Consider the following 26,594-nt stretch of genomic DNA (forward strand, 5'->3'; position numbering starts at 1 on the left):
CCAGCGCACCTCCTAGGTCGACGCCCGGAAGAACTGCCGTAACGAGATCTCGGCGCCGAGCACCCCCAGTACTGCGCCGGCAGTGACGAGCACCAACACAGCCATCCATGCCGGAAACGGCAAGAATCCTCCCAAGCCGTAGAGCCGGGCGAGCTCGTCGAACGGCGGTGTGAGCCAGGCGACGAGCCCGCCCCAGAGCGCGGCACCGACACAGCCGGCGAGTAAGCCCTGCAACCAGCCAAACCAGCGGAACGGCCGACCGATGTAGCCGTCGGTGGCACCCAGGGCGCGCAGCACGGAGATCTCCTGCGCCGCAGCGACGAGCTGCAGCCGGATCGCCAGATAGGTCTGCGCCAGCATTCCCAGGGCGAACCAAGCCGCGAGCGCTGCCGCCACCATAGTGCCGGCGCGCGCCAGTCCATGCACCCGCTCGACCCAAGCCGTATCCACCTGAACCGTCTCGATGCCTGCCTCGGCGGCGAGCCGCTGCTGCAGCTGGGCCACGTCCTGCGGAGCAAAGCGTCGAGGCACCACCGTCATGGCATCGGGCAAGGGATTGTCGGGCAGGGTCTCGATCGCTTCGCCCAGATCGGTCTGCAGCAGCCGCGCGAGTGCCGCCTCGCGCGGCACGAAAACGACGCGCGCCACCATCTCGTCCTCGCGCCAGCGCTGCACTATCGCGAGCGCTTCCTCCCGATCGATCGTCTGTTGGAAAAAAACCGTGATCTGCGGCTCCGTTCCCTGCCCCCCGAACCACTGGGTCACGCCGGCCCCGATCCAGGCCATCGTCGCCGGCAACGCGAGCGCCGTGGCGAGCACCAGCGTGACCACCGCCGTCACCAGGGGCGCTCTGCCCAAGAGGGTGAGGGCGCGTCCCAGCGCTTCTGTTTGTCCTTCCCACCAACCCCGTTTCACCACGTATCCTCCACCAGGCGGCCGTTCGCGAGCACGATGCGCCGTTGCGCCACGCTGGCAAAGAGCGCTTCGTCGTGCGTGGCGATGATCATCGTCACCCCCGCCGCGTGGAAGGCACGCAACAACCGCACCACTTCCTCGGCGTTGTCGCGGTCGAGCTGGGCGGTGGGTTCGTCGGCGATGACCACCGAAGGCCGATGCACCACGGCGCGGGCGATCGCCGCCCGCTGCTGCTCCCCGCCCGAGAGCGTGGGCGGCAGCTCGTGCGCCCGGCCGGCGAGCCCGACGCGCTCCAGCGCCAGCGCCACGCGTTCGAACGCCTGTCGGCGCGGCACCCCGGCGATCAAAAGCGGCAGCGCCACGTTCTCGGCCACCGTGCGCTGCGGCAAGAGCGGCGCATCGGAGAGCACCAGGCCGAAGCGGCGCCGATAATAGGGCAAACCGCCTCGCCCCAGGCGCGCCACGTCGTGCTCATTGACCGAGACGCTACCGTGGGTCGGGGTCTCCAGCCCGGCGATGAGGCGAAAGAGCGTGGTCTTGCCCGCCCCCGAATGGCCGCAGACGAGTAGGAACTGCCCCGCCGGAATGGTGAGGTCGAGATCGACGAGCGCCGCCACCGGACCGGGATAGATCTTGGCGAGTTTCTCGCAACGGATCATCGCTCGATCCCGAGCAGTGCCTCCACGAATTCACGGGCCGAGAAGGGACGAAGATCGTCGATGCCTTCGCCCACGCCGATGAAACGCACCGGCTTGGGGCAACGCCGAGCGATCGCCGCGATCACGCCCCCCTTGGCCGTGCCGTCGAGCTTGGTGAGCACGAGGCCGGTGAGCCCGACGGCCTTGTCGAAGGCTTCGACCTGGGTGATGGCGTTCTGGCCGATGTTGGCATCGAGCACGAGCAGCACTTCGTGCGGCGCGCCCGGCTCGGCCTTGGCGATGACACGGCGCACCTTAGCGATCTCCTCCATCAGATGCAGCTGGGTGGGAAGCCGCCCGGCCGTGTCGATGATGGCCACGTCTACACCCCGTGCCTTGGCCGCCTGTACCGCGTCGAAGGCCACCGCCGCCGGGTCGCCGTGTTCCTGCGCGATCACCGGTACGCCGTTGCGCTCACCCCATACTACCAGCTGCTCGCGCGCGGCGGCACGGAACGTGTCCCCCGCCCCCAGCAGCACGGTTTTCCCTTGCGACTGGAAATACTTGGCGAGTTTGCCGATGGACGTGGTCTTGCCTGCACCATTGACCCCCGTCACCATGATGATGAAGGGCTGGTGCGCCTCGACCTGCAGCGGCTGCTGCAAAGGGAGCAGCAATTCGGTGAGGAGTTCGGCCATCACGTCGCGCAGCTGTTCGGCGTCGGTCAGGCCATCTTTCTTGATGCGCCGACGAAGGGCATCCATCAGCCATTGCGTGGCCTCCACCCCGCAGTCGGCGAGGAGCAAAGTGGTCTCGATCTCTTCGAGGAGCTCTTCGTCGATGCGCCGCCGCCCGAAAAGCCCCGAGAGATTCTGCCGCGTGCGCGCGAGCCCCGCCTTGAGGCGTTCGGCCCAGGAACGCTTGCGCGGAGCGGATTCGGTCGGTGCTTCATCGGGCAAAGCCGCCGTTTGGGCCTCGGTACGCGAAGGCTCAGATTGCGGTAGCGCACGATTCGCCCCGCCCTCGACCTGCCCGGGCGTCGGCATGGCCGCCGTTTCGTGCCCGAGCCCGTCCGCCGGGACGTCGAGGGTTGCCTCGGCCGAGGTGCCGTCTTCGGCCGTCTCCTGCGGCGACGTCACTGCAGGTGCCGGCTCCGTTTTCTTGCGTTTGAACAAACCGAACATAGAAGTTGTCTGCCACCTTGGCGCGACCCTCCGGGAATTCATCCCGGACATCGCCAAAAAATTATGGGTACAATGGTTTCTTCAGCGTTTGCTCACCCAATGGGTGAAAAGGATTCTAGCAGATGCGATTCGATCCCTCCGCCCGCCGGACGTTCCCCTGGTCGTGGTCGTTCTTCTCCGTGCTGTTCGTTTGCATTGCCGTGCTCGTCGCCACGACAGCGAACGCCGAGACCAAAATCTTTCGCCTAGACAACGGGATGGAACTCATCGTCGTCGAAGACCACCGGGCTCCCTCCGTGGTGCACATGGTGTGGTACGACGTGGGTGCCATCGATGAGCCGGCGGGCAAGACGGGCGTAGCCCACGTATTCGAACACATGATGTTCAAAGGCACCCCCTCGGTGGGACCGGGAGAATTCAGCCGGCGTGTAGCCGAGCTCGGCGGGCGAGACAACGCATTCACCAGCCGCGACTACACCGCTTATTTCCAGCAGATTCCACCCGAAGCGCTGGGCGAAGTGATGGCGCTCGAGGCGGACCGGATGGAGCATCTCGTCTTCGACCCCGATGAATTCGTCAAGGAGCGCGAGGTCGTGCGTGAAGAGCGTCGCTTGCGCACCGACGACGTGCCCGAAGCGCTCGGCCATGAAGCCCTAATGGCTACCGTTTTTTGGTCACATCCCTATCGTAACCCCATCATCGGCTGGCCCACCGACCTCGAACGGCTCAGACTCGAAGACGTGCAACAGTGGTACCGTAGCTGGTACGCACCCAACAATGCCCGGCTGGTGGTGGTGGGCGACGTCAACGCGGGCGAAGTCTACGCTTTGGCACAACGGCACTATGGCGCGATCGGCGCCCGTCCCGTACCCGAGCGGCCGTTCCTGGACGAGACCCCGCAGCATGGGCGCCGCCATGCGGTCGTGCAAGGGCCGACGGAACTCTCCAGCATGAGGCTCGCCTGGAAAGTCCCGCCGCTGCGCGATCTGGAGGCCGACCGGGATCCTTACGCCCTCATGGTGCTCGCCGCCGTGCTCGACGGCTACGACGGTGCACGTCTGACGAAAGCCTTGGTGCGGGAGCAACCGCGGGCCATCGCGGTTTCGGCCGATTACGACGGAATTGCCCGCGGCCCCGGCCTCTTTACGCTGTCGGCCAGCGCCCGACCGGGTATCGCGCTCGATCAGTTGGAAAAGGCACTGCGCGAGGAAGTGGAACGCATCGCCAAAGAAGGCGTTTCCGAGCAGGAACTCCAGCGCGTCATCCGTCAAGCGGTGGCGCAGCAGGTCTATAAGCGGGATTCCCTCATGGGACAAGCCATGGAGATCGGGTTCGCGCGCGCCGTGGGGCTCCCTTGGGACGCGAGCGCGCGCATCACCGAAGCGATTCAGCGCGTCACCGCCGAGGACGTGCAGCGCGTGGCCCAAACCTGGTTCACCGAAGAAGGGCTCACCCGGGTCGACGTGCTGCCCGATGGCCGCGCCCCCCGCCCCGTTGCCACCGATCCCCATGCGCCCCTGCGCTGACCCTGCTCCGAGGAGGTCCCGATGATCCAACGCACCCTCCGCACCCGCGCTTTTGCCGTGCTGCTCTTTTTCGTCGCCACCGCGTTCTCGCCGCTCGCCCTGGCGCTACCGACGATCGAGCGCTTCACCACCGCAAGCGGAGTGCGCGTCGATTTCGTCGCCAACCGCGACTTGCCGCTCATCGACGTCGTCGTCTCGTTCGACGCCGGTTCCGCCCGCGACCCTGCAGGGAAGGAGGGGCTCGCTGCCCTCACACGGCGTCTGCTCGATACCAGTACCAGAGTGCACGATGAACAAGGCTTGAGCGAAGCCTTCGCGGATCTGGCGGTCAGCCTCTCCGGCTCGGTCGACGAAGACCGCGCCACCGTCGCCTGGCGTAGCCTCTCGGAGCCCTCCGTGCGCGACGCGGCCGCCGATCTGGTAGCCGAAGTGCTCACCCAGGCGATTTTCTCCCCTGCCGTCTTCGTTCGCGAACGGGCAAACGCCAAAGCGGCCCTCAAAGACGCGCTCACCCGGCCCAATGTCCTCGCCGAGCGTGCTTTTACCACCGCCATCTACCGCGACCACCCATACGGCAGGCTCACCACGCCCGAGTCCCTCGACCGACTCGGCCGCAACGACCTCGTCGCCTTCCATCGCACCCACTACACGCGTGCGCGGGCACACGTGGCCATCGTCGGTGACCTCGACCGCGCTCAGGCCGAGCAGCTCGCCGAGCGCATCATGGCCAAACTGCCCGCTGGCGAGACACCCGAGCCCCTGGTGCCAGTCGCGCCGGCGCAGGCGAACGACGTGCGCATCGCTCATCCGGCGCAGCAGGCTCATCTGCGTCTGGGCTTGGCCGTGATGACCCGCGACGACCCCGATTATTTTCCCTTGCTCGTAGGCAACCACGTACTGGGCGGCGGCGGTTTCAGCTCGCGCCTGGTCGATGAGATCCGTGAGAAACGCGGTTATGCTTACAGCGTAGGAAGTTATCTCGAGCCGCGACGCCAGGCCGGCCCTTTCGTCATCGCGTTGCAGACCCGGGGCCAGCAGGCCGAGGAAGCCCTGGCGCTCGCGCGCGAAACGCTCGCGCGTTTCCGCGAACAAGGCCCCACGGACGAAGAACTACGCCGCGCCCAGGACAACATCGCGCGCGGTTTTGGCCTGAGACTCGATTCCAACCGCAAGCTCATCGGCTACGTCTCGATGATGGGCTACTACAACCTCCCCACCGACTGGCTCGAACGCTATCCGCAGGCGGTGCGCGCCGTGACGGGGCAGCAGGTGCAAGACGCTTTCAGTCGCCGCATCGACCCGGCCCGCCTCGTGACGGTGCGCGTCGGCGGCGACGGAGATCGTTGAGGCGATGGCGCGGCTGCGCCTCATCGGCGGCGCCTGGCGCTCGCGCGTGCTCATCGTGCCCGATCGCCCCGGCCTGCGCCCGACACCGGATCGGGTCCGCGAGACGCTGTTCAACTGGCTGGGACAGGATCTCACGGGGCTGACCTGCCTCGATCTCTTTGCAGGCACCGGCGCGCTCGGATTCGAAGCCGCCTCGCGCGGTGCGGCGCGCGTCATCCTGGTCGAGCGCGACCGACACCTAGCCCGGCAACTCGAAGAAAACCGCAAGGCGTTGCGTGCCGACGAGGTGGAAGTCATCACGGCGAATGCGTTAGAATGCGCGCGCACCTGGTCGGAGCCCGTCGACGTCCTCTTTCTCGACCCGCCCTACCACGCGCATTGGCCCGAACGGCTCGAACCCTGGCTCGACCGGCTCGTGCGCCCCGACGGTTCCCTCTATCTCGAATCCGAGCGAGAGATCGAAACCCTCGGGGCCTGGCACACCGTGAAACGCGGCCGCGCGGGCCAAGTACATTACCACCTGCTGGAGCGCAACGCATGAGCGAACGATCGGTCGTCGTCTATCCCGGCACCTTCGACCCTTTCACTCGGGGTCACGAAGATCTCGTGCGCCGGGCGTCTCGCATTTTCGATCACATCGTCATCGCCGTGGCGCGCAGCCGCAATAAAAATCCCCTCTTCGGGCTCGAAGAGCGAGTAGAGATCGCCCGGGAGGTGCTACAGCGTTTTCCCAACATCGAGGTGGTCGGTTTCGACGGCCTGTTGATCGATTTCATGCACCAACGCGGGGCACGCATCCTCTTGCGGGGTTTGCGCGCCGTCTCCGACTTCGAATACGAATTCCAGATGGCCGGAATGAACCGCAAGCTCTTCCCCGACATCGAAACGGTGTTCCTCACGCCGGCGGACGAGTACATGTTCATCTCGGCGACCATGGTGCGCGAGATCGCCCGGCTGGGGGGCGACGTGCGCGGGTTCGTGCATCCCGTGGTTGCCGACCGGCTCTCCCGCCGCAATACCACACCAACCGATTGACTTTTTCTTCCTATGGAGGCTTGTCCATGGCCCTGAAAATCACCGAAGAGTGCATCAACTGCGACGTGTGCGAACCGGAGTGCCCCAACGATGCGATCTCGCAGGGCGACGAGATCTACGTCATCGACCCGAACAAATGCACCGAATGTGTCGGCCACTATGACGAACCCCAATGCCAGCAAGTCTGCCCGGTCGATTGCATCATCCCCGACCCCGCCCACCGCGAGACCAAGGAGCAACTGCTAGAAAAATACAAGCGCCTGATGGCTGCCAAGGCGTAAGCCCGAGCGCACGACGCGGCACCGATCCTTCCACGAGGTCATCGGTGCCCCGTGTTTGTTGCGCTGCAAAAAGCGTATAATTTCGCCGTCGCGCTCGTTCCGATCTTTTCCGTGAACTCCAAAACCCGCTGTCGACCTCGTCGCTCGTTCCTCTACTGCTGCGTTCGCGGCTGACGCCTTCGTCGTTTCGCCGCGATCCCCGACCCCGCTGGCGAAACGTGTAAAGGTGCTCCATGCTGCGACTGTTCCAGGCCGAAAAAGACACCATCCGTGAACTGCCCAAGGCGCTCGCGCTCGACGACCAAGCCGTGGCCAGGGCCCTGTGGATCGACGCGCAAGACCCGGACGAAAACGAGCGCGAGCTGCTGCAGCGGCTGTTGAACGCCGAACTCCCCGAATCCGAAGACGTCGAGGAAATCGAGTCCTCCGCGCGCTTTTTCATCGACAACCAGGGGCTGCACGTCCACTCCCTTTTCCTTGCCCAGGAAGAGGGCCGCCACGTCACCGTCACCGTCGCTTTCATCCTACAGCGCGATCGCCTCATCTCGGTGCGCGAGGAAGACCTGGCCGACTTCCGCCTGCTGCGCATGCGTGCTCGCCACGGCCAGGTGCACGCGCGTACCCCCCAAGAGCTGCTCGTGACCATCTTCGAGCAGAAGGTGGAAAACCTCGCCGACACCATCGAAGACCTGCACCGGCGGCTCGAGGACGTCAGCTTCATGGTGCTCGAGGACGAGAACGCCGAGCTCGAGGACGCCATCGACAAGCTGGCCAAGATCGAGAACAGCAACGGACGCATCCGCCTGTGCCTGATGGACACCCAGCGCGCCGTCTCCTTCCTGCTGCGCCATCTGCGCGATCAGGCCGAACTGCAGGAAACCTGCCGCGAGATGATCCGCGACCTCGAAACCCTCATGTCGCACACCAACTTCGTCTTCGAGAAGATCAACTTCCTCATGGATTCGGCTCAAGGATTCATCAACATCGAGCAGAACCAGATCATCAAAATCTTCTCGATCGCCGCCGTCGTCTTCCTGCCGCCGACCCTGGTCGCCAGCATCTACGGGATGAACTTCCAGCACATGCCGGAACTGCACCTCGAATACGGCTATCCCCTCGCGCTGATCCTGATGGTGATCAGCGGCTTCGCCCCCTACTTCTACTTCAAGCGCAAGGGCTGGCTGTGAAACTCACCCAGCATCCCATCCGGCAAGCGCTGCACGAGGAGATCCACGCCCGGCCGTCCGTGCCGCTGCTCGCCCCGGCCACGGTGGTGCAACTGTCGTGGCTATTGCCGCGTGAGACCCCGTCCGACCGTCTCCTCAAGCATTGGGCGCGGCTGCGCAATCTTCCCGGCGCCGTGCTCGAGCTCGATGCCGCGGCGCAGTCCCTCCTACGGTGGGGTGGGTTGCGCATCAAGCGCGAACGCCACGCCGAATTCCATGCCTATACCTTCTATCTCGACGGCGACCACGACTCGCCCGAGGCGCTCCTTTCCCGCTTGCCCCAGGGCTGGCTCGAGGCCAGCCCCGGCGAAGTCATCGCCGCCACGCACGTTCGCCTGAGGCCAGTATCCGACACGCCGCCCACCGAGTTCCTCGACGCGGCCGATCCGTTCGGTCCGGCGCTCGTCGCCTCGAAGATCTCCGACGGCAACGCCTGGGTGCTCAGCGACTTCCAACTGCACGAGGGGTTCATCCAGTTCATCGTACTCGACGCGGCCATGACGCCGAAACAGGCCGGACGCGCCGTGCAGCGACTGCTCGAGATCGACACCTACCGCATGCTGGCGCTGCTCGCCTTTCCCATGGCCAAGGAAGTCGGAGCCTTTCTCGGCCGCGCCGAGGCGGAACTGGCCGAACTGGTGGCGGCCATGAGCCGCGCCGCTTCGTTCACCGACGAGCGCGAGATCCTGGCACGACTCACCCACCTGGCCGCCGAAATCGAAAATTCGATCGCCGCCAGCGCCTACCGCTTCGGCGCCGCCTCGGCCTACAGCGCCCTGGTGCGTCAGCGCATCGCCGAGCTGCGCGAGATCCGGCTCCCCGGCTATTCCACCTTGCAAGGATTCATGGAGCGTCGCTTCGCTCCGGCCATGAACACCTGCACCGCCGTCGCTCGGCGTCAGGAAGAACTCTCGCAGCGCTCGGTGCGCGATTCCCAGCTGCTGCGCACGCGTGTCGATCTCGAAATCGAACGCCAGAACCAGCAGTTGCTCGCACAGATGAACCGCCGCGCCAAGGTACAACTACGGCTGCAGGCGGCCGTCGAGAGCCTGTCGGTGATGGCCATCACCTACTACGGCTCGCAGCTCGTCAATTACCTCACCAAGGGATTCAAGCCCTGGCTGCACCTCGAACCGGAACTGGTCACGGCCCTTTCCATCCCTGTGCTCGCTGCCCTGATCGCCCTGGGCGTGCGCCGCGTCCACCGGGCGGTGGAACACGAAAGCTAAGGCCCATGCGATAATTTCTTCTTTTAGAATGCCGGGGAAGGATCCATGGCCGAGGCGATCTTCGAGACGCACATCACCAGTCTGCCGCTCATCGGACGCGGCAAGGTACGCGACCTCTACGCGGTTGGCGAGGACAAGCTCCTCGTCGTCGCCACCGACCGGCTCTCCGCGTTCGACGTCGTGCTGCCCGATCCCATTCCGGGCAAGGGCAAAGTGCTCACGGCAATCACCGAATTCTGGCTCGATCTGCTCGCCGGCATCGTTCCGGATCATCGCACCGGCATCGATCCGACTTCCGTCGTCGCGCCCGAAGAGCGCGACCAGGTCCTCGGGCGGGCCATGGTGGTCAAACGCTTGCAGCCCTTGCCCATCGAAGCAGTGGTGCGCGGTTATCTCATCGGTTCGGGCTGGAAAGAATATCAGCACAAAGGCAGCGTGTGCGGCATCGCGCTCCCGCCGGGGCTGGGGCTCGCCGCGCGCTTGCCCGAGCCGATCTTCACCCCGGCCACCAAGGCCGAGGCGGGCGAGCACGACGAGAACATTTCCTTCGAACAGGCCGAGGCCCTGTGCGCTGCGCGACTCGCACCGCACGATGGCGCGAGCCTCGCGCGGCAAGCCAAGGCCGCGGCGCTCGCGCTCTACATCCGGGCGCGCGACTACGCCGCCGAACGCGGCATCCTCATCGCCGACACCAAGTTCGAGTTCGGCATCGACGCTGCCGGCGTGCTGCACCTCATCGACGAAGTACTCACACCCGATTCGTCCCGGTTTTGGCCGGCCGACGCCTGGCAGCCCGGCACCAACCCGCCGTCCTTCGACAAGCAATACGTGCGCGACTACCTTGAGACGCTCGACTGGGACAAGACCGCGCCCGGGCCGCGTCTGCCGGAAGACGTCATCCGGAAGACGGCCGAGAAGTATCGTGAGGCGTATCGACGCCTGGTTGGGCAAGCGCTGCCGGAATGAGCGAAAGCAGGGAGGCGAGGTTGCGGCGCAGCGCCTGGCCCCCGTCGTGTGCAAATTCGCTCAGGACGAAAGCGGAGAGGGTGACCAGGATCGCCAGCGCGGCGCGCCCAAACCAAATCAATCGGTGAACGTATCGTTTCATCGCGAACTCCTTGTTCCTCGTCAGTGACGGTCGAAGCCATTATCGACCGTCCGGGCTTGTCTTCGCGGCGGAAATAACGCATTCTTGGGGCACCAATTCCCGCGACGGCTCCCCCTCGCGAGGATTCCAACCAAAAAGAGGAGACACTCCATGGCCTGCAGCCGCCGCACGACGGCGCTCGTCGTCGTCATCGCCGCCTACGTTTTGTCCTTTTTCCACCGCTTCGCCCCCGCCGGTATCGCCACCGAACTCGCCGCGGCCTTCCACACCAGCGCCGCTTCGCTCGGCACGCTCGCTGCCACCTATTTTTACGTCTACACCCTGATGCAGCTGCCCACCGGCATCCTCGCCGACACCGTGGGCCCGCGACGCATCATCGTGGCGGGCGGCTTCGTCGCCGCCGCGGGTAGCCTCCTCTTCGCGCTCGCCCCTTCGCTGGAAGTGGCGCTCGCCGGGCGCACCCTCACCGGCCTGGGCGTGTCGGTCACCTTCATCGCCATGCTCAAACTCTTCGCCCTGTGGTACGACGAGCGCCGTTTCGCTTCCCTCGTGGGTCTGGGCATGTTCGTCGGCAACCTCGGCTCGGTGCTCGCCGGCACGCCGCTCACGGCGCTGGCGCAGCTCACGGGCTGGCGCGGCGTGTTCGTGGCCACGGCCTTGGCGTCGCTGGCCGTCGCCGTGCTGTGCTGGCGGCTGATCGAGCCGGAAGAGCCGGGTACGCTCAAGCGTTTCGACCGTACCGTGATCTTCGGGGGACTCGCGACCATCCTGCGCAACCGCGCCACCTGGCCCGCCGTGCTCGCCAACTTCGGCATCGCCGGCAGCTTCTTCGCCTTCGCCGGTCTGTGGGCCACGCCTTACCTCATGAGCGTGCACGGCCTGACGAAACTGCAAGCCTCGCACCACCTCTCGCTCTACTTCCTCGCCTTCGCCCTCGGGTGCCTCGCCATTGGCGCCCTGTCCGATCGGCTCGCGCGGCGCAAAGCCGTGCTGGTGCCAGTGGCCGCACTCTACCTCGCCTGCTGGGTCGTGTGCCTGACGGCGGGGCCGCTGCCCCAGACGCTCACCTTTCCCCTCTTCGCCCTCATGGGGCTCGCCTCCTCTTCCTTCTCGCTCACCTGGGCCTGCGCCAAGGAAGTCAATCTGCCGGCGCTCTCGGGCATGAGCACGGCGCTCACCAACATGGGCGGATTCCTCGGCGGCGCCCTCCTGCAGCCGCTCGCCGGCGCGCTCATCGACCGCGCCTGGAACGGAACCGTACTCGACGGAGTCCGTATCTATGCCCCGGAACATTTCACCGCGGCGATCGCCTGCCTCGCCGGTGCCGCCGCGCTCGGTTTTCTCGGCGCCTGTCTCGTCCACGAGACACGCGCCCGCAACCGGTGGCAAAATCCCGCCTGAAGAGAATCCACCTCGAGGACACGATGAACGCACCAGAACATCCGCTGCTGCATCCCTTTCAACTCCCTCCCTTCGATCGCCTCCGGCCTGAGGACGTCGAGCCGGTCATCACCGAACTCATCGCACGGGCCCGCGCCGCGATCGAGCGCGCGGTCGATGAACGCACTCCGCCCACCTGGGAAGACTTCGTCGCCCCGCTCGAACGCGCGCTCGAACAGCTCTCGGACGCCTGGGGCGTGATCGGGCACCTGCACAGCGTGATGGACACCCCCGCCTGGCGCGAGGCCTACAACCAGATGCTCCCCGAAGTCACGCGTTTCTGGACGGAGTTGGGACAGAACGAGGCGCTCTACCGCAAGACGCAGGCGCTCGCGCAAAGCCCCGAGTTCGCTCGCCTCTCGCCCGAACGCCGCCGCGTGATCGAACTCGACTTGCGCGACCATCGGCTCGCCGGTGCGGAACTGCCGCCCGAGAAGAAACCCCGCCACCGCGACATCCAACAGGAACTGTCGGCGCTCTCGGCCAAGTTCTCGGAAAACCTGCTCGATGCGACCAATGCCTACCAGGAATGGATCGAGGACGAGGCGCAACTCTCCGGCATTCCGGAGGAAGTGCGGGCCATGGCGCGCGAGGCGGCGCAGGCGCAAGGCCGTCCGGGCTGGTGCTTCACCCTGCAGATGCCCTTCTACTTGCCGGTGATGCAGTACGCCGACGATCGGGCGCTGCGCGAGCGCATGTACCGGGCCCACGCCACCCGCGCCTCCGAGTTCGGCCCGCCCGAGCGCGACAACGGCCCGCTCATCGAGCGCATCCTGGCGCTGCGCGGCGAAGAGGCGCTCCTGCTGGGCTATCCCGACTACGCCAGCTACTCGCTCGTACCCAAGATGGCCAACGAGCCGGAGGAGGTCGCCTCATTCCTGCGGGAACTCGCCGCCCGCGCCAAACCCTTCGCCCTGCGCGATCTGGAAGAACTGCGCGCTTTCGCCCGCGACCGCCTCGGCCTCGATCCGCTCGAGCCCTGGGACATCGCCTATGCCTCGGAAAAATTACGCCAGGCGCGCTACGACTATTCCGAACAGGAAGTGCGGCGCTACCTGCCGCTTCCGCGCGTCCTGGAGGGGCTCTTCGCCCTCCTGGAACGGCTCTTCGGCGTGCGCCTCGTGCCCGACACCGCCCCCGTGTGGCATCCGGACGTGCGTTTCTACCGCGTCGAGCGCGACGGCGCGCCGATCGCCTACTTCTACGTCGACCTCTATGCCCGCGACACCAAGCGCGGCGGCGCTTGGATGGACAGCGCCAAATCGCGCCGACGCGAGGCCGAATTTCTCATGCTGCCGGTGGCCTACCTCGTGTGCAACTTCGCCCCGCCGGTGGGTGGCAAGCCCCCCACGCTCACCCACGACGACGTGCTCACGCTCTTCCACGAGATGGGCCACGGGCTGCATCACATGCTCACCCAGGTCGACGAGGCGCCCATCTCGGGTATCCACCACGTCGAATGGGACGCCGTCGAGCTACCCAGCCAGTTCATGGAAAACTTCGCCTGGGAATGGGAAGTGCTGGAGAAAATCACCGCCCACGTCGACACGGGCGAGCCGCTGCCACGCACGCTCTACGAGAAAATGCGTGCGGCCAAGAACTTCCAGGCCGGCATGCAGATGGTGCGCCAGATCGAATTTTCGCTCTTCGACCTGCGCATCCACCGCGAACTCGCCCGTGCCCAGGAACCGGCCCCCGAACGCGTGCCGCTCGCCGACGTGCTGCGCATCCTGGAAGAAGTGCGCGACGAAGTGGCAGTGATCCGGCTGCCGTCTTGGCATCGCTTCCCGCAGAGCTTCTCGCACATCTTCGCCGGAGGGTACGCGGCCGGCTACTATAGCTACAAGTGGGCCGAAGTGCTCTCGGCCGATGCCTACGAGGCCTTCGAAGAGGCGAGCGCGCGCACCGGCACCGTGCTCGATCCCGACACGGGGCGTCGCTTCTGGCGCGAGATCCTCGCCGTGGGCGCGAGCCGCCCCGCAGCCGAATCCTTCCGCGCCTTCCGCGGCCGCGAGCCGCGCATCGACGCCCTGCTGCGGCACAACGGGCTGATGGAGGAGCCGGCGCGCAGCTGAATGAGACGAGCGACCCGCTCAGCCGAGCAGCCGCTCGACGAGCGCCGCCGCGCGCGCTTCCACTTCCGGATCCTGGACGATGGCCCGGCCCCACTCGCGGTGGGTCTCGCCGGGCCACTTGTTCGTGGCATCGATCCCCATCTTGCTGCCCAGGCCGGCTTCGGGCGAGGCGAAGTCGAGATAGTCGATGGGCGTGTGCTCGGCGATGAGCGTGTCGCGCGCCGCATCCACGCGCGTGGTGAGCGCCCAGATCACCTCCTGCCAGTTACGGATGTCGACGTCCTCATCCACCACCACGATGAACTTGGTGTACATGAACTGGCGCAGGAACCCCCAGATGCCGAACATCACGCGCTTGGCGTGCCCCGGATAGGCCTTTTTGATCGACACCAGCGCCATGCGGTAGGAGCAACCCTCCGGCGGCAGGTAGAAATCGACGATTTCCGGATACTGGCGCTGCAGCAGCGGGACGAAGACTTCGTTCAGGGCCACGCCCAGCACCGCCGGCTCGTCGGGCGGCTTGCCGGTGTATGTGGTGTGGTAGATCGCCTCGCGCCGCAGCGTGATGCGATCGAGCGTGAGCACGGGGAAGACCGCCTGCTCGTTGTAGTACCCCGTGTGATCGCCGAATGGGCCTTCGAGGGCCGTGTCGCCGGGATGGATGTGCCCTTCGAGCACGATCTCGGCGCGCGCCGGCACCTGCAAGCCCCCCACGGCCTCGGTGAGCTCGGTTTTCGCCCCGCGCAGCAAGCCGGCGAACTGGTATTCGGAAAGGGTGTCGGGCACCGGCGTGACCGCGGCAAGGATAGTGGCCGGGTCGCAGCCGATCACCACCGCCACGGGAAAGGGCTCGTCGGGATGCAGCCGGGCGTGTTCGGCGTAATCGATCGCCCCGCCGCGATGCGCGAGCCAGCGCATGATCACCCGGTTTCGCCCGATCACCTGCTGGCGGTAGATTCCCAGATTCTGGCGTTTCTTGTGCGGCCCGCGGGTGACCACCAGCCCCCAGGTGATGAGCGGACCCGCATCCTGCGGCCAGCAGTGCTGGATGGGCAGCCGAGCGAGATCGAGCTCCGCCCCTTCCCACACCACTTCGCGGCACGGCGCGCGCGAAACGACCTTGGGCGCCATGTCGAGCACCCGGCGCAGCACCGGCATCTTCTCCCAGGCATCGCGCCAGCCGCGCGGCGGCTCAGGTTCTTTCAGATAGGCGAGCAGGCGCCCCACGTCACGCAGCGGCTCGCGCCAGTCACCGTCCTCGCCCACGTCCTGCCCCATGCCCAGCAAGACGCGGCGCGGCGTACCGAAGAGATTGGCCAGCGCCGGCAACGGATGCGCCCGGCCCTGGGTGTGCGGCCGCTCGACGAGCAGCGCCGGGCCTCGACGCCGCAGGACGCGATCGGCGAGCGCCGTGAGCTCCAGGTGCGTATCCACCGGCTCGGTCACCCGCTTTAGTTCGCCCAGCGCCTCGAGCTGAGCGCAGAATTCGCGCAGATCGGCAAACGTCATGTCGCTCATGCCCGATCGGCGAGCACTGCGCGCACGGCAGCGTGCACCGACTGCGCCGCGGCGGCGGCGGCATCCTGCCAATCCTCGCCCTCGCTTGCGTAGAGGATGGCGCGCGAGGAATTGAGGATCAGACCGGGAAACTCCGGGCGGCACCAGCCGGCGCGCACCGTGGCCGCCAAGTCTCCGCCCTGCGCACCGATACCTGGCACGAGCAGCGGCACGCCCGGCGCGAGCCGGCGCACCTGCGCCACTTCCTGCGGCCAGGTCGCACCCACCACCAGCCCTGCCTGCCCGTTCGTATTCCACGGGCCGGCGGCCAGGCGCGCCACGCGCTCGAAGAGCCGCTCGCCGCCGGCGAGCTCCAGGGCCTGCAGCTCGGCGCTGCCCGGATTCGAAGTCCGGCAGAGCACGAACACCCCCTTGCCCGGCCAGGCGAAGAAAGGCTCGAGCGAATCTCCGCCCAAGTAGGGATTCACCGTGACCGCGTCGGCCCCATAGCGCTCGAACGCCTCGCGTGCATAGTGGCGGGCGGTGGAGCCGATGTCGCCGCGTTTGGCATCCAGGATGACCGGAACGTCGGGATGGTTCAGTTTCACGTGGGTGATCAGCCGCTCGAGCACGCCCTCCAACCCCAGAGCGGCGAAATGCGCGATCTGCGGTTTGAAGGCGCACACGCAAGGCGCGCACGCCTCGATCACCTCGCGGCAGAACACCCAAACCCCCTCAGCGAGCGGCAGACGGCGCACGCTGCGCGGCAAGCGTTCCGGCTCCGGATCCAGCCCCACGCACAGCAGGCGCGCCGGATCGCGCCAGCGCTCGCGTAACGATTCGAGGAAAGTCGTTTGCGCCATTTCGTTCTCTCTTTCAGCCGTGCCACAGGTCGAGCACGACGCCGGCAAAGAGCACGAGCCCGAGGTAGTTGTTGTGCAAGAACGCCTTCAAGCAACGTGCGGGTTCGCGCGTGCCGATGAGCTCCAGATGGTAGGCGACGATGCCCGCGGCGACCACCAGCGAGACGAGGAAAGGCGCGCCGGCCCCGGCGAGGATGCCGGCGCGCGCCCACAGCGCAAACGCCGCGAGGTAACACAGGAACACCGCCAACACGTCCCAGCGCCCGAAGGTGATGGCCGACGAATGGACCGGCAGTTTCAGGTCGTCGGGCCGGTCGGCCATGGCGTATTCGGTGTCGTAGGCGATCGTCCAGAAGAAGTTGGCGGCAAAGAGCGTCCAGCACACCGCGTCGGTCTGGCCGCGAATCGCCACCCAGGCCATGGGAATGCCGAAGGAAAACGCCACCCCTAGATAAGCCTGAGGTAGCGGCAGAAAGCGTTTGGTGAAGGGATAGGTGGCGGCGATGGCGAGCGCCGGCACCGACCAGGCCACCACCTTCCAGCCCAGAGGCAGCACCAGGAGAAAGGCGAGACCCGCGAGCGCGGCGGCGACCTTGAGCGCCTCATCGGGTGAAATCAACCCCGCGGCGAGGGGTCGGTCGCGCGTACGGGCCACGTACGGATCGATGTCGCGGTCGGCCCAGTCGTTGATGGCGCAACCGGCCGAACGCATGAGGAAAGTACCCACCACGAAGACGAAGAAGACCCCCGGCGGCGGAAATCCGCCCGCGGCCCACCACAGGGCGATCAGGGTCGGCCACAGCAGCAGCAGCGTGCCGATGGGTCGATGCCCCCGGATCAGCCGCCAATAGAGCGGCAGGCGCGCTCTCCAGTCGAAATTCGGCTCCATCGCTCGTCACGTCGGTGTAATGAGAAGGTCGATCGGCGGCAGAAAAACCTCGCTCACCAGCAGCGGCACGCCCGCCCGCCAAAAGAGCGAGCGTCGCGCCCACAAACCCGGCGGTACTTCCCGCCACAGTGCCGATGCGCGATGATACCGCGGATCGCGCGCATCGAGCCGAACCGCCTGCACTGTGCCGCGGCGTACCGTGGGATCGGCGAAGAGCACCGCGCCCAGAGGACGGTTGCCGATGCGCTGCAACAGACGCCACGGGTATCGCACTCCCTGCCACGCCGTCAGCGAGCGTGCGAACACCACCGGCACGCCGTCGGCAAGAAGCGCCACTTCGCGCACGCGCACCCTCTCCCACCTCGGTACCTTCAGGGCGATCGCCTCGTCCGGATAGGGGCGGCCCCATCCTTCCCAAAGGCGGCGCACGGCGAACTCCCGACAGTGCGCCCGGATGCGGGCGGTGAGCGAGCCCCGCTCGGCAAGCCAAGGCTGCAGACGGCGCGGCACCCCGACAGGCAAACCGGATCGCCAGCGCGGCACGAAGAAGAGCGCCCCCTCAGGCATGGAGCCAAGCCCCGCCACCCGGCACCCAGCGCCGGATGAGCGTCTCGGCAAGCGCCGGATCGCGTTCCAGCACTTCGTCGGCGAGCCGCTGCGCGAGCGGCACGAGATCCTCGTCCGCCACCAGATCGGCCACACGCAGGCTGGGCACGCCGCTCTGGCGCAGCCCGACGAACTCGCCGGGGCCGCGCAACCGCAGATCCTCGCGCGCGAGCGCAAAACCGTCGTCGTTGGCACGGATCGCCGCGAGCCGCTGGCGCGCCGTGGCCGAGAGCGGCTCGCCGTAGCACAACACGCAAAAAGACGCCTCGCTGCCGCGCCCAACCCGGCCGCGCAATTGATGCAGCTGCGCCAGGCCGAAACGCTCGGCGTGATCGATCACCATGAGGCTCGCGTTGGCCACGTCCACGCCCACCTCGATCACGGTGGTCGCCACCAGCACGTCGAGGGCGCCGGCCACGAACCGCTCCATGACCTGCTGCTTCTCTTCGTTCTTGAGTCGACCGTGCAGCAGACCGACCCGCAGCTCCGGCATCGCCGCCACGAGCTCCTGCCAGGTTTCGGTGGCCGCCTGCAGATCCAGCACTTCCGACTCCTCGATCAAAGGGCAGACCCAGTAGGCCTGTCGCCCTCGCGCACACCAGCGGCGTACCCGCTCGATGAGTTCGTCCCGGCGGCGCTGCGACAGCAGCAAAGTCTGTACCGGCTGGCGCCCCGGAGGGCGCTCGTCGAGCAGCGACAACTCCAGGTCGGCGTAGATCGCCAGCGCGAGCGTGCGCGGAATGGGCGTGGCGGACATCATCAGCAGATGCGGCGAAAATCCCTCGCCCGCCTTCGCGCGCAAGGCAAAGCGCTGACGCACGCCGAAACGGTGCTGCTCATCGACCACCGCGAGCGCCAGGCGCGGCAAAGCGACCGCCTCTTCGATGAGCGCGTGCGTGCCGACCACGAGGAGCGGTTCCCCTTCGGCGAGCCGGGCACGCAGCGCCTGCGCGCTGCGCGCCGGCGTGGCGGCGGTGAGCAGCGCCACCTCGATCCCGGCCTGGGCGAGCCACTCGCCGAGCTTGCGCGCGTGCTGGACGGCGAGGATCTCGGTGGGCACCATCAACGCCCCCTGGTGCCCTCCATCCAGCGCCCGCGCGAGCGCTAAAGCGGCCACCACCGTCTTGCCGCTGCCCACGTCGCCCAAGAGCAAACGGTGCATCGGATGAGGTTTTCCCAGATCGGCGTCGATTTCGGCGAGCACCCGCTGCTGCGCCGCGGTGAGGGCGAAGGGCAGCGCCTCGCGCACGCCCGGCGCACCGGCCCTTCCGCTTCGGGCAAGGCGGGCGCCGTGGCCGAGCGTCGCACCGCGCGCGCCCGACGCATCGATGCCTGCTGCGCCACCAATTCCTCCAGTTTCAGGCGGCGACGCGCTGCGTCCAGCCGACGTTCATCGGCACCGGCGGGCGGCGCGTGCAAGCATTCCAGCGCTTCGCGCAGCGGCGGCAGTTGCTCGCGTGCGCGCAGCGCCTCGTCGAGCCACTCGGCGGGTGCGACCACCTCCAGCGCCCGGCGCACCAGACGGCGCAAGAGCCCTTGAGACAATCCCTCCACGCTCGGATAGACGGGGGTGAGGCGATCGGGCAGCGGTGCCTCGAGCGGCACCAGCCGCGGATGGAACATCTCGCGCTCGCCGAAGAAACCGACCCGCACCTCGCCGAACCAGCGCATGCGCTTGCCCGCTTCGAGCCGCTTGGCGGTACCGGGATAGACGTGCAACCAGCGCCCGGTGAGCAAGCCCGTGCCATCATCCAGATGCGCGACGAGCTGCGGCCGCGGCCCCTCCTTGCGCTCCACGCGTACGATGCGGCCTTCCACGAGTACGGACGAACCGGTTGGCGCCTGCGCCACAGGCGTGACGCGTGTCTCGTCCTCGTAGCGCAGCGGCAGAAGGAAAAGGAGATCCTCGGGGCGCATCACCCCGAGTTTCACCAGGCGCGCGGCCACCGCCGGGCCGACGCCCGGCCAGGATTCCAACGGATGACGAAAAGGCGCTTGCGCGGGCAAGGCCGGATCACGCCCCCAGCCAGACGACGGCCTCGGCCTCCACCATCGCCCCGCGCGGCAGGCCTTTCACCTCCACCGCCGAGCGCGCCGGATAGGGTGCGGTGAAATGGCGGGCCATCACCTCGTTGACGGTGGCAAAGTAGGACAGATCGGTGAGAAAGACCGTGAGTTTCACCACCTGATCGAGGCTCGCCCCGGCCGCCTCCACCACCGCCGCGAGATTGGAAAACATCCGTTCGCATTGGGCGGCGAATTCCGGCGGCAGCGTCATCGTGGCCGGGTCGAGCCCCAGCTGGCCGGAGAGATAGAGCGTATCGCCGGCGAAGACTGCCTGGGAATAAGTACCGATCGCTGCCGGGGCCTTGTCGGTATTGACGTGACGTCGCATGGCCTCGACCTCCTTATGCCCGCACGACCATTTCACAGGTAAACCGCTCGAGCACCTTTTGCAATCCGCGACGCGCGGCGGTGTTGATCAGCAGCGGCCCCATGAAGTTCGCCCGCAGGCCGCTATCCTGCGGCGTTTTCGCCTCCGTTCCATCGGCGCGACGCACGATCACGGCCAGCGCCACGTCCTCGGGCTTCTCGATTTGCAGTTGGGCCACTTCTCCATCGGAGAGCGTGATCTCGTAGCGCACCCCCAAGGCCTCGGGGCTCACCACGGAAAAAGCCACGTTCGGATCGTCCAGACTCTGCAGGATGAAGACCTTGGGACGATCCTCGCCTGCGCCCCCTTCTTCATCGTGTGCCAGCATGAAACGCTGGCACGACTCGAACCCTGGCAGGCCGTTGGGAAACTCGATCACCTTGTCTTCGGCCACATTCACTTCACCCAACACGGGACTTTGCACTTTCATCTCACATCTCCTCGTCTCAAAACCTACGGAACCGCTCATTTCACCTGGGTCACCGCGCCGACCTCGATCTCATGGCGCTTGAGTTGCTTGGCCGCCTCCATCGCTTCCTGGCGCGAAGCATACGGCCCCACCAACACCCGCGCTTGTAGATGAGAGGGGAAACCTCGTTCCTGTACCCGCCCTGCGAGTGCCACGGCATTATCCATCCGTCCGAACACACCGATGGGGACATAGTACCCTTTGTCGAGCGGCTTCGAACGGTCGATAAGGGGGGATTCTTCCGTCTTTTCTCTTGTCGGGGGCGTTGCCATGGCTTTGGCGGGAGCACTCTGGCCGCTCGTATCGGCCTTCGCGGTCGGTGCAACCGGTTCGGGCGGCGGAGCAGCCTGGGCGACGATCGGATCTTCCGATGCAACCGTCGGCGGATGATTCTCGAGCGGGGAGCGATGCGTTGTCGCATCCTCCCGCGACGCAGCCCCTTGCCATCGGTCCTTTCGTGCGGGGTCGTTATCTTCTTGCCCTCCCGGTTCGCCCCGAGCCTGCATCTGGGCAGGGGCTTCCTGGGTGCCGGCCGCCGGTCTCGGGGTGTCCCTCGTCTCATACCATAGACCGTACGCAGCAGCAGTTGCGATCAGCAGGGCCAGTAGCACCCGCTTCCAGGGAAAGACTCGAGAACCTTTCTCGGCTTTACTCATGGCTCACTTCTCCCTTCGCCGCGCGCCATCGCCACGAGCAACTCCGCCTCGCCGAGCGTGATGCCGCAGCGCGCGGCAATCGCCGGCGCGTCCAACCCCCGGCGGGCGAGTACCATTGGCTCGACGTATTCTGGAGAGGCGGCAAGCGGTTCGACCGGGCCGGTAGCGGAGGTAGAGGCCGAAGCGGATGCCTCCAGGCGATTCAGCCGTTCGAGAATTTCCTGCTCACGGCGGGCATGCTCTTCGAGATCGCGCTGCAACGCCTCGCAGCGCCGCTCGAGCGTTTTCACCGCCAGATCGAGTGCAAAGAGGGCCGGAGTCTCACCCGGCACATCGGAGGCGGCAGCGTTGGCCGTGCCCTTGGGCTGATTCCGCCGACGAGCACGCCACCAGCGCACGACCTCGAACATCACCCAAGCGATGCTCGCCACCAGGATCCCGCCGATCACCCACTGCACGCTCAGCGCTCCGTCGTTCTTCTAGCGGCAATGATAAAGCCGGACGGCATTCTCACCAAGACATAGGGCACTTCGGGGTACGGTACATATGAGCGGAAGCCCTTCGAGACTTCACAGGAAGTCGCCCTCCCCGCACGTCGGGTCGTGCGAACGCGCCCTCAGCAACCGCGAAAACGTGGTTTACGCTTGGCCAGGAACGCCTCGACGCCCTCGGCGAAATCCTCCGTGGCGCTGCAATCGCCGAATGCCTCGGCTTCGGCAAGGAGCTGCGCCTCCAGGCTCTGTTCGAGCGAATCGGCGAGCAGCGAGCGGATGCGCCCATAGGCGTAGCCCGGCCCGGCGGCCAGGCGCGCGACCAGCGCCTCGACTTCGGCGTCGAGCGCTTCGGGCGCCACCACCCGATTGACGATCCCCAGCTCCAGGGCACGCTGCGCGTCGAAACGCTCCGAGAGAAGGAAAAGCTCCGCCGCACGGCGGCTGCCCACCACCCGGGGCAAGAAGTAAGACAACCCGCCGTCGGCCGGAAGCCCCAGCATGGCATAGGCCGTGGTAAACACCGCGTCGCTCGAGGCGATCGCCAGATCGCAGGCGAGCATCAAGGACATGCCGAACCCGGCACAGGCACCACGCACCTTGGCCACCACCGGACAGGGCACACGGCTCAAACGCTCCACCACGGGATTCACCCGCTTCTCGATCGTGGCGCGAAACGCTTCACGCCGCTCCCCGGGCGTGCGGTCGAGCAGGCGGGAAAAATCGCGAATGTCCCCACCGGCCATGAAATGCCCACCCTGCCCGCTCACCACCAGGACGCGCAAATCGGATCGCTGCACCAGGGCGGCGCTCGCCTCGTCGAGCGCTTCCATCATCTCGAACGACAAGGCGTTGAGCGACTCCGGCCGGTTGAGCACCAGTTGCCCGACCCCGTCGACCACCTCCCACAGCACCGTCTGCGCCATGTTTCCTCCCGCTTACACCCGCTCGAAAATCCCCGCGGCGCCCATGCCCGTGCCGATGCACATCGTCACCATGCCATAGCGCACCTTCGGGTCGCGTTGCATCGCCGCCATCAGGGTGGCGGTACGGATCGCTCCGGTTGCCCCCAGAGGATGGCCCAAAGCGATCGCCCCGCCCAGCGGATTCACCTTGGCCGGATCCAGCCCCAGCGTGCGCATCACCGCCAACGATTGCGCCGCGAACGCCTCGTTGAGCTCGATCCAGTCGAGATCATCCTGTTTCAGGCCGGCACGCTGCAAGGCTCGGGGGATGGCTTCCACCGGACCGATTCCCATCACCTCCGGCGGCACGCCGACCACCGCGTACGATACCACGCGGGCAATGGGCCGCACTCCATAGCGTTCGAGCGCCGCTTCGGACATCAGCAACACTGCCCCCGCCCCGTCGGACATCTGCGAGCTGTTGCCGGCGGTCACGCTGCCGCGCGCAGCGAATACCGGTTTGAGGGAGGCGAGCCGCTCCGGTGAGGTATCGCGCCGCGGCCCCTCGTCGATCTCGGCCATCGACTCGCGCACCGCCACCGTTCCCTCGGCGCCGGGCAGGTGCGTTCGTACCATCAGGGGAGCGATCTCGTCGCGGAAGTACCCTGCGTCGATTGCCGCCACTGCCTTGCGGTGTGATTCCAGGGCGAAGGCATCCTGATCCTCACGCGACACGCCATATTTGCGTGCCACCACCTCTGCGGTCAACCCCATCCCGTAAGCGATGGCCCGGTTCTCGTCCGATTCCACCACCTTCGGGTTGAGGCTCACCTTGTTGCCCATGATCTGCGGCATCACGCTCATCGACTCGGTGCCCGCGGCGACCATCACGTCGGCCTCACCCAAGCGGATGCGCGCCGCCGCGTCGGCCACCGCCTGCAGGCCGGAAGCGCAGAAGCGGTTGATCGTCACGCCCGGCACTTGCACCGGAAAACCAGCCAGCAAGAGGCCGATGCGGGCCACGTTCATCCCCTGCTCGGCCTCGGGCATGGCGCAGCCCGTGATCACGTCGCCGATCTCCGCCAGATCGAGCGACGGCACCTTTTCCGTCACCGCTCGCAGCACGTGCGCCAGCATGTCGTCCGGTCGTACATGGCGTAGCATCCCGCCCTTGCGACCCACCGGCGTGCGTACCGCTGCCACCACATAGGCATCCTGCCCTCGTTTGCTCATCGTTGCTCCTTTCCTCAGTTGCGCAGCGGTTTGCCCGTTGCGAGCGTATGTGCGATGCGTTCCAACGTCTGGGGCGTGCGCAGCAGCGCCATGAATTCGCGCCGCTCCACCGCCAGCAGCCATTCCACCGGCACCCGGGCTCCGCTCTCCACTTCCCCTCCGCACAACGCAGTGGCCACCCCCTTGCCGACACGGTAGTCGTGCTCGGAAATGAATCCCCCTTCGCGCATATTGACCAGCATCATCTCGCAGGTGGCAATGCCGTTTCGCCCCGCCACCACGACCTCACGCTCGGGCAGCGGCGGACGGTAGCCCGCCTCGGCCAGAGAGCGGGCACGACGGATCGCCACATAGAGCAATTCCTTCGGGTGCATCACCACGTCGTCCCCGACCCGGCCATAGCCGATCGCCTGCGCCTCGAGCGCACTGCGCGAGACCTTGGCCTTGGCCACCTGCTCGAACATCGGCTGAATGAACGCGAAGACGTCACCGCCAGCGGTACGCCGGGCCATGCGATGCGCCTGGATCGCCAGTTCCTTGCATCCGCCCCCGGCCGGAATGAGCCCCACGCCCACCTCCACCAGACCGACGTAGGATTCGAGCGCGAACACCCGATGCGCCGCATGCAGAGCGAACTCGCAGCCCCCGCCCAAGGCCATGCCCTCGATCGCCGCCACCACGGGAATCTCGGCGTGCTTGAGCCGCATGGATGCCTGCTGGAATCGTTCGACCATGGTCTCCAGTTGATCGAACCGGCCAGCCTGTGCCGCCTCGAGCACCTGCTTCAGGTCGGCGCCCAGCGCAAACGGAGCCTCGTGCCACAGCACCAGCGCATCGAGCTCACGCTCGGCCCGCGCCACTGCCTCCAGGATGCCCTCGATCACCGCTGCGCCCAGCGTGTGATGGCGGGTGCGCACCGAGACGATCCCCACGCCCTGGTCCTGATCGGGGCGACGCCACAGGCGCACCCCCTCGTTCTCCCACAAGGTCTCGCCCGGATCGTCGAATCTTTCCCCCAAGACCCTGTCGGGATAGAGCTGACGCCGATATACCGCGAGCGAAGAGCGTCCCACCCACGTGCTGCGCGCCGCGCTCCACGAACCCTTGGCCGAGTGCGTGCCTTCGAGCCCCTCCACCCAGGCTGGCAGCGGCACGTTGGCGAGCGTGAGGCCGGCGGCACGATCTTCCTCGATCGACCGGGCGATGTCGCGCCAACCCGCCGCCTGCCAGGTCTCGAAAGGCCCCATGGCCCAGCCGAACCCCCAGCGCATCGCCAGATCGACGTCGCGGGCGCTGTCGGCGATCGTCGCCAGATGGAAAGCGCAGTAGTGGAACACGTCGCGAAACAGCGCCCACAGAAACTGGGCCTGAGGATGCCCGCTCGCGCGTAGCCGGGCAAAGCGCTCGCGCACATCGCGCAGGGCGAGGATCTCCTCCACTTCCGGCGCCACTTCTCCCTGGGCCGGACGGTAAGTCCCGGCGGATAGATCGAGCACCAGGATGTTCCCTTTCTCCTTGCGATAGACCCCGGCGCCGCTCTTCTGCCCCAAGGCACCCTGCCGGATCAAAACCTCAAGCCACGGCGGCACGCGAAAGATCTCATGCCAGGGATCGTCGGGCAGGGTCGTCTGCATCGTCCCGATGACGTGTGCCAGCGTGTCCAGACCCACCACGTCGGCCGTGCGGTACGTCGCGCTTTTGGGACGGCCGATGCGCGGCCCCGTGAGCGCGTCGACTTCGTCGAACCCCAGGCCCAGCCGCTGCGTGTGATGCATCACCGCGAGGATGGAAAACACGCCGACGCGGTTGGCGATGAAGTTGGGCGTATCCTTGGCCCGGATCACCGATTTCCCCAAGCGCGTCGTCAACCAACCCTCCAGCGCATCGAGCCGTGCTGCGTCGCTACCCGCATGCGGCACCAGCTCCACGAGCGGCAAGTAGCGCGGTGGATTGAAGAAATGGATGCCGCAGAAATTGCGGCGCACCGCCTCGGGCAGCGCCTGCGCGAGCGCAGTGATCGACAGGCCCGACGTGTTCGAGGCCAGCGTGACCCCTTCCGCGAGAAAAGGCGCCACGCGTTCATAAAGGGACTGTTTCCAGTCCAGGCGCTCGGCGATCGCCTCGATCACCAGATCGCACTCGCGCAGCGCCTCCAGATCGTCGTCGTAATTGGCCGGTTGAATCCAGCCGAGCCGCTGCGACTCGGCCAGCGGCGCCGGATCGAGGCGCTTCAGCCCCTCGAGCGCCCTGAGCACCGTCGCATTGCGATCCCCCTCGCCCGAGGGTAGATCGAACAACACCACCGGCAGGTCGGCATTGGCGCAATGCGCGGCGATCTGCGCCCCCATCACCCCGGCGCCGAGCACGGCCACCTTGCGGATCCTCATACGTTCCACACGATTCTCCTTGCTTCGAACGAATACCATGATGGCGCCGAAAAAACGGCACCTCGAAAAACCCTCGCGCGTCGCCGTCGTACCAACCCCAAGAGCCTGCGCGTCGGACCGAATGGACGAGCGGTCGCACAGCGAGGTCCAATCGAGGTCC

The 26,594-nt window shown here is 66.7% G+C and carries 26 protein-coding genes; 10 read left to right on the top strand and 16 right to left on the bottom strand.

Annotated features, from left to right (window positions below):
* Positions 1 to 12 precede the first annotated feature (12 nt).
* From GV368_RS02665 to ftsY, 3 genes are read right to left on the bottom strand one after another with little or no spacing between them, the layout of a single operon-like run.
* Positions 13 to 915: a cell division protein FtsX gene (locus GV368_RS02665; RefSeq protein ID WP_169115228.1), complete on the bottom strand. Its 903-nt coding sequence runs from the start codon at positions 913 to 915 to the stop codon at positions 13 to 15.
* Positions 912 to 1,574: a cell division ATP-binding protein FtsE gene (locus GV368_RS02670; protein ID WP_142804585.1), complete on the bottom strand. Its 663-nt coding sequence runs from the start codon at positions 1,572 to 1,574 to the stop codon at positions 912 to 914. Before GV368_RS02670 ends, GV368_RS02665 begins: the two co-directional genes overlap by 4 nt.
* Positions 1,571 to 2,737 (bottom strand): signal recognition particle-docking protein FtsY, encoded by a 1,167-nt coding sequence (gene ftsY / locus GV368_RS02675; protein WP_169115229.1) that lies wholly within the window; start codon positions 2,735 to 2,737, stop codon positions 1,571 to 1,573. The genes GV368_RS02670 and ftsY overlap by 4 nt, the downstream gene beginning before the upstream one ends.
* Positions 2,738 to 2,859: 122 nt before the next feature.
* Here ftsY and GV368_RS02680 point away from each other — a divergent pair, with 122 nt between their 5' ends.
* The 10 genes from GV368_RS02680 to GV368_RS02725 all read left to right on the top strand — a co-directional run bounded on the left by GV368_RS02680 (position 2,860) and on the right by GV368_RS02725 (position 14,004).
* Positions 2,860 to 4,263 (top strand): M16 family metallopeptidase, encoded by a 1,404-nt coding sequence (locus tag GV368_RS02680; protein ID WP_169115230.1) that lies wholly within the window; start codon positions 2,860 to 2,862, stop codon positions 4,261 to 4,263.
* Between the two features lie 21 nt (positions 4,264 to 4,284).
* Positions 4,285 to 5,610, top strand: a complete 1,326-nt coding sequence (locus GV368_RS02685; RefSeq protein WP_169115231.1) for a M16 family metallopeptidase — start codon at positions 4,285 to 4,287, stop codon at positions 5,608 to 5,610.
* A gap of 4 nt (positions 5,611 to 5,614) precedes the next feature.
* A complete protein-coding gene (gene rsmD, locus GV368_RS02690; protein WP_142804581.1) occupies positions 5,615 to 6,151 on the top strand; it encodes a 16S rRNA (guanine(966)-N(2))-methyltransferase RsmD in 537 nt (178 codons plus the stop codon).
* A complete protein-coding gene (gene coaD, locus GV368_RS02695) occupies positions 6,148 to 6,645 on the top strand; it encodes a pantetheine-phosphate adenylyltransferase (protein ID WP_169115233.1) in 498 nt (165 codons plus the stop codon). The genes rsmD and coaD overlap by 4 nt, the downstream gene beginning before the upstream one ends.
* 26 nt (positions 6,646 to 6,671) lie before the next feature.
* The gene (locus tag GV368_RS02700) at positions 6,672 to 6,926 is read left to right on the top strand and encodes a YfhL family 4Fe-4S dicluster ferredoxin (RefSeq protein ID WP_142804579.1); all 255 of its coding nucleotides are present in this window, start codon (positions 6,672 to 6,674) and stop codon (positions 6,924 to 6,926) included.
* A gap of 233 nt (positions 6,927 to 7,159) precedes the next feature.
* Entirely contained in the window at positions 7,160 to 8,113 is a 954-nt protein-coding gene (gene corA / locus GV368_RS02705) for a magnesium/cobalt transporter CorA (protein ID WP_169115235.1), read from the top strand.
* Positions 8,110 to 9,381, top strand: a complete 1,272-nt coding sequence (locus tag GV368_RS02710) for a DUF3422 family protein (protein WP_169115237.1) — start codon at positions 8,110 to 8,112, stop codon at positions 9,379 to 9,381. Before corA ends, GV368_RS02710 begins: the two co-directional genes overlap by 4 nt.
* 45 nt (positions 9,382 to 9,426) lie before the next feature.
* On the top strand, positions 9,427 to 10,347 hold the full coding sequence (locus GV368_RS02715; RefSeq protein ID WP_169115239.1) for a phosphoribosylaminoimidazolesuccinocarboxamide synthase: 921 nt from the start codon (positions 9,427 to 9,429) through the stop codon (positions 10,345 to 10,347).
* Between the two features lie 292 nt (positions 10,348 to 10,639).
* Positions 10,640 to 11,890, top strand: a complete 1,251-nt coding sequence (locus GV368_RS02720; protein ID WP_169115241.1) for an MFS transporter — start codon at positions 10,640 to 10,642, stop codon at positions 11,888 to 11,890.
* Between the two features lie 23 nt (positions 11,891 to 11,913).
* On the top strand, positions 11,914 to 14,004 hold the full coding sequence (locus tag GV368_RS02725) for a M3 family metallopeptidase (protein WP_169115243.1): 2,091 nt from the start codon (positions 11,914 to 11,916) through the stop codon (positions 14,002 to 14,004).
* An 18-nt stretch (positions 14,005 to 14,022) separates the two neighbouring features.
* On the opposite strand, the gene ubiD is transcribed toward GV368_RS02725, so the two are convergent.
* The 13 genes from ubiD to GV368_RS02785 form a co-directional block, all read right to left on the bottom strand.
* A complete protein-coding gene (ubiD, locus tag GV368_RS02730; RefSeq protein WP_169115345.1) occupies positions 14,023 to 15,513 on the bottom strand; it encodes a 4-hydroxy-3-polyprenylbenzoate decarboxylase in 1,491 nt (496 codons plus the stop codon).
* 5 nt (positions 15,514 to 15,518) lie between these two features.
* Positions 15,519 to 16,364: an orotidine-5'-phosphate decarboxylase gene (gene pyrF, locus GV368_RS02735; protein WP_142811594.1), complete on the bottom strand. Its 846-nt coding sequence runs from the start codon at positions 16,362 to 16,364 to the stop codon at positions 15,519 to 15,521.
* A gap of 13 nt (positions 16,365 to 16,377) precedes the next feature.
* Positions 16,378 to 17,253: a 4-hydroxybenzoate octaprenyltransferase gene (gene ubiA / locus GV368_RS02740; protein ID WP_169115261.1), complete on the bottom strand. Its 876-nt coding sequence runs from the start codon at positions 17,251 to 17,253 to the stop codon at positions 16,378 to 16,380.
* Between the two features lie 6 nt (positions 17,254 to 17,259).
* A complete protein-coding gene (locus GV368_RS02745; RefSeq protein ID WP_169115263.1) occupies positions 17,260 to 17,820 on the bottom strand; it encodes a chorismate--pyruvate lyase family protein in 561 nt (186 codons plus the stop codon).
* Positions 17,813 to 19,021 carry an ATP-dependent DNA helicase RecG gene (locus GV368_RS02750; protein WP_235933644.1) on the bottom strand — a complete coding sequence of 403 codons (1,209 nt, stop codon included), beginning with the start codon at positions 19,019 to 19,021 and terminating at the stop codon, positions 17,813 to 17,815. The genes GV368_RS02745 and GV368_RS02750 overlap by 8 nt, the downstream gene beginning before the upstream one ends.
* Positions 18,964 to 19,836, bottom strand: coding sequence for an ATP-dependent DNA helicase RecG (locus tag GV368_RS11230; protein ID WP_235933636.1), 873 nt, complete (start codon positions 19,834 to 19,836; stop codon positions 18,964 to 18,966). Before GV368_RS11230 ends, GV368_RS02750 begins: the two co-directional genes overlap by 58 nt.
* Before the next feature lie 37 nt (positions 19,837 to 19,873).
* Positions 19,874 to 20,254 carry a RidA family protein gene (locus GV368_RS02755; protein ID WP_142811586.1) on the bottom strand — a complete coding sequence of 127 codons (381 nt, stop codon included), beginning with the start codon at positions 20,252 to 20,254 and terminating at the stop codon, positions 19,874 to 19,876.
* Between the two features lie 13 nt (positions 20,255 to 20,267).
* Positions 20,268 to 20,723 (bottom strand): flagellar assembly protein FliW, encoded by a 456-nt coding sequence (fliW, locus tag GV368_RS02760; protein ID WP_169115265.1) that lies wholly within the window; start codon positions 20,721 to 20,723, stop codon positions 20,268 to 20,270.
* A 35-nt stretch (positions 20,724 to 20,758) separates the two neighbouring features.
* Positions 20,759 to 21,418, bottom strand: a complete 660-nt coding sequence (locus GV368_RS02765; RefSeq protein WP_169115267.1) for an SPOR domain-containing protein — start codon at positions 21,416 to 21,418, stop codon at positions 20,759 to 20,761.
* Positions 21,415 to 21,876 (bottom strand): DUF2802 domain-containing protein, encoded by a 462-nt coding sequence (locus GV368_RS02770; RefSeq protein WP_169115269.1) that lies wholly within the window; start codon positions 21,874 to 21,876, stop codon positions 21,415 to 21,417. Before GV368_RS02770 ends, GV368_RS02765 begins: the two co-directional genes overlap by 4 nt.
* Positions 21,877 to 22,034: 158 nt before the next feature.
* Positions 22,035 to 22,835, bottom strand: a complete 801-nt coding sequence (locus tag GV368_RS02775; RefSeq protein ID WP_169115271.1) for an enoyl-CoA hydratase/isomerase family protein — start codon at positions 22,833 to 22,835, stop codon at positions 22,035 to 22,037.
* A gap of 12 nt (positions 22,836 to 22,847) precedes the next feature.
* A complete protein-coding gene (locus GV368_RS02780; RefSeq protein WP_055423622.1) occupies positions 22,848 to 24,047 on the bottom strand; it encodes an acetyl-CoA C-acyltransferase in 1,200 nt (399 codons plus the stop codon).
* Between the two features lie 14 nt (positions 24,048 to 24,061).
* Entirely contained in the window at positions 24,062 to 26,443 is a 2,382-nt protein-coding gene (locus tag GV368_RS02785; protein WP_169115273.1) for a 3-hydroxyacyl-CoA dehydrogenase/enoyl-CoA hydratase family protein, read from the bottom strand.
* Between the last annotated feature and the right edge of the window lie 151 nt (positions 26,444 to 26,594).

The organism is Tepidiphilus baoligensis (genome assembly GCF_012911495.1).
Lineage (GTDB): Bacteria > Pseudomonadota > Gammaproteobacteria > Burkholderiales > Rhodocyclaceae > Tepidiphilus > Tepidiphilus olei.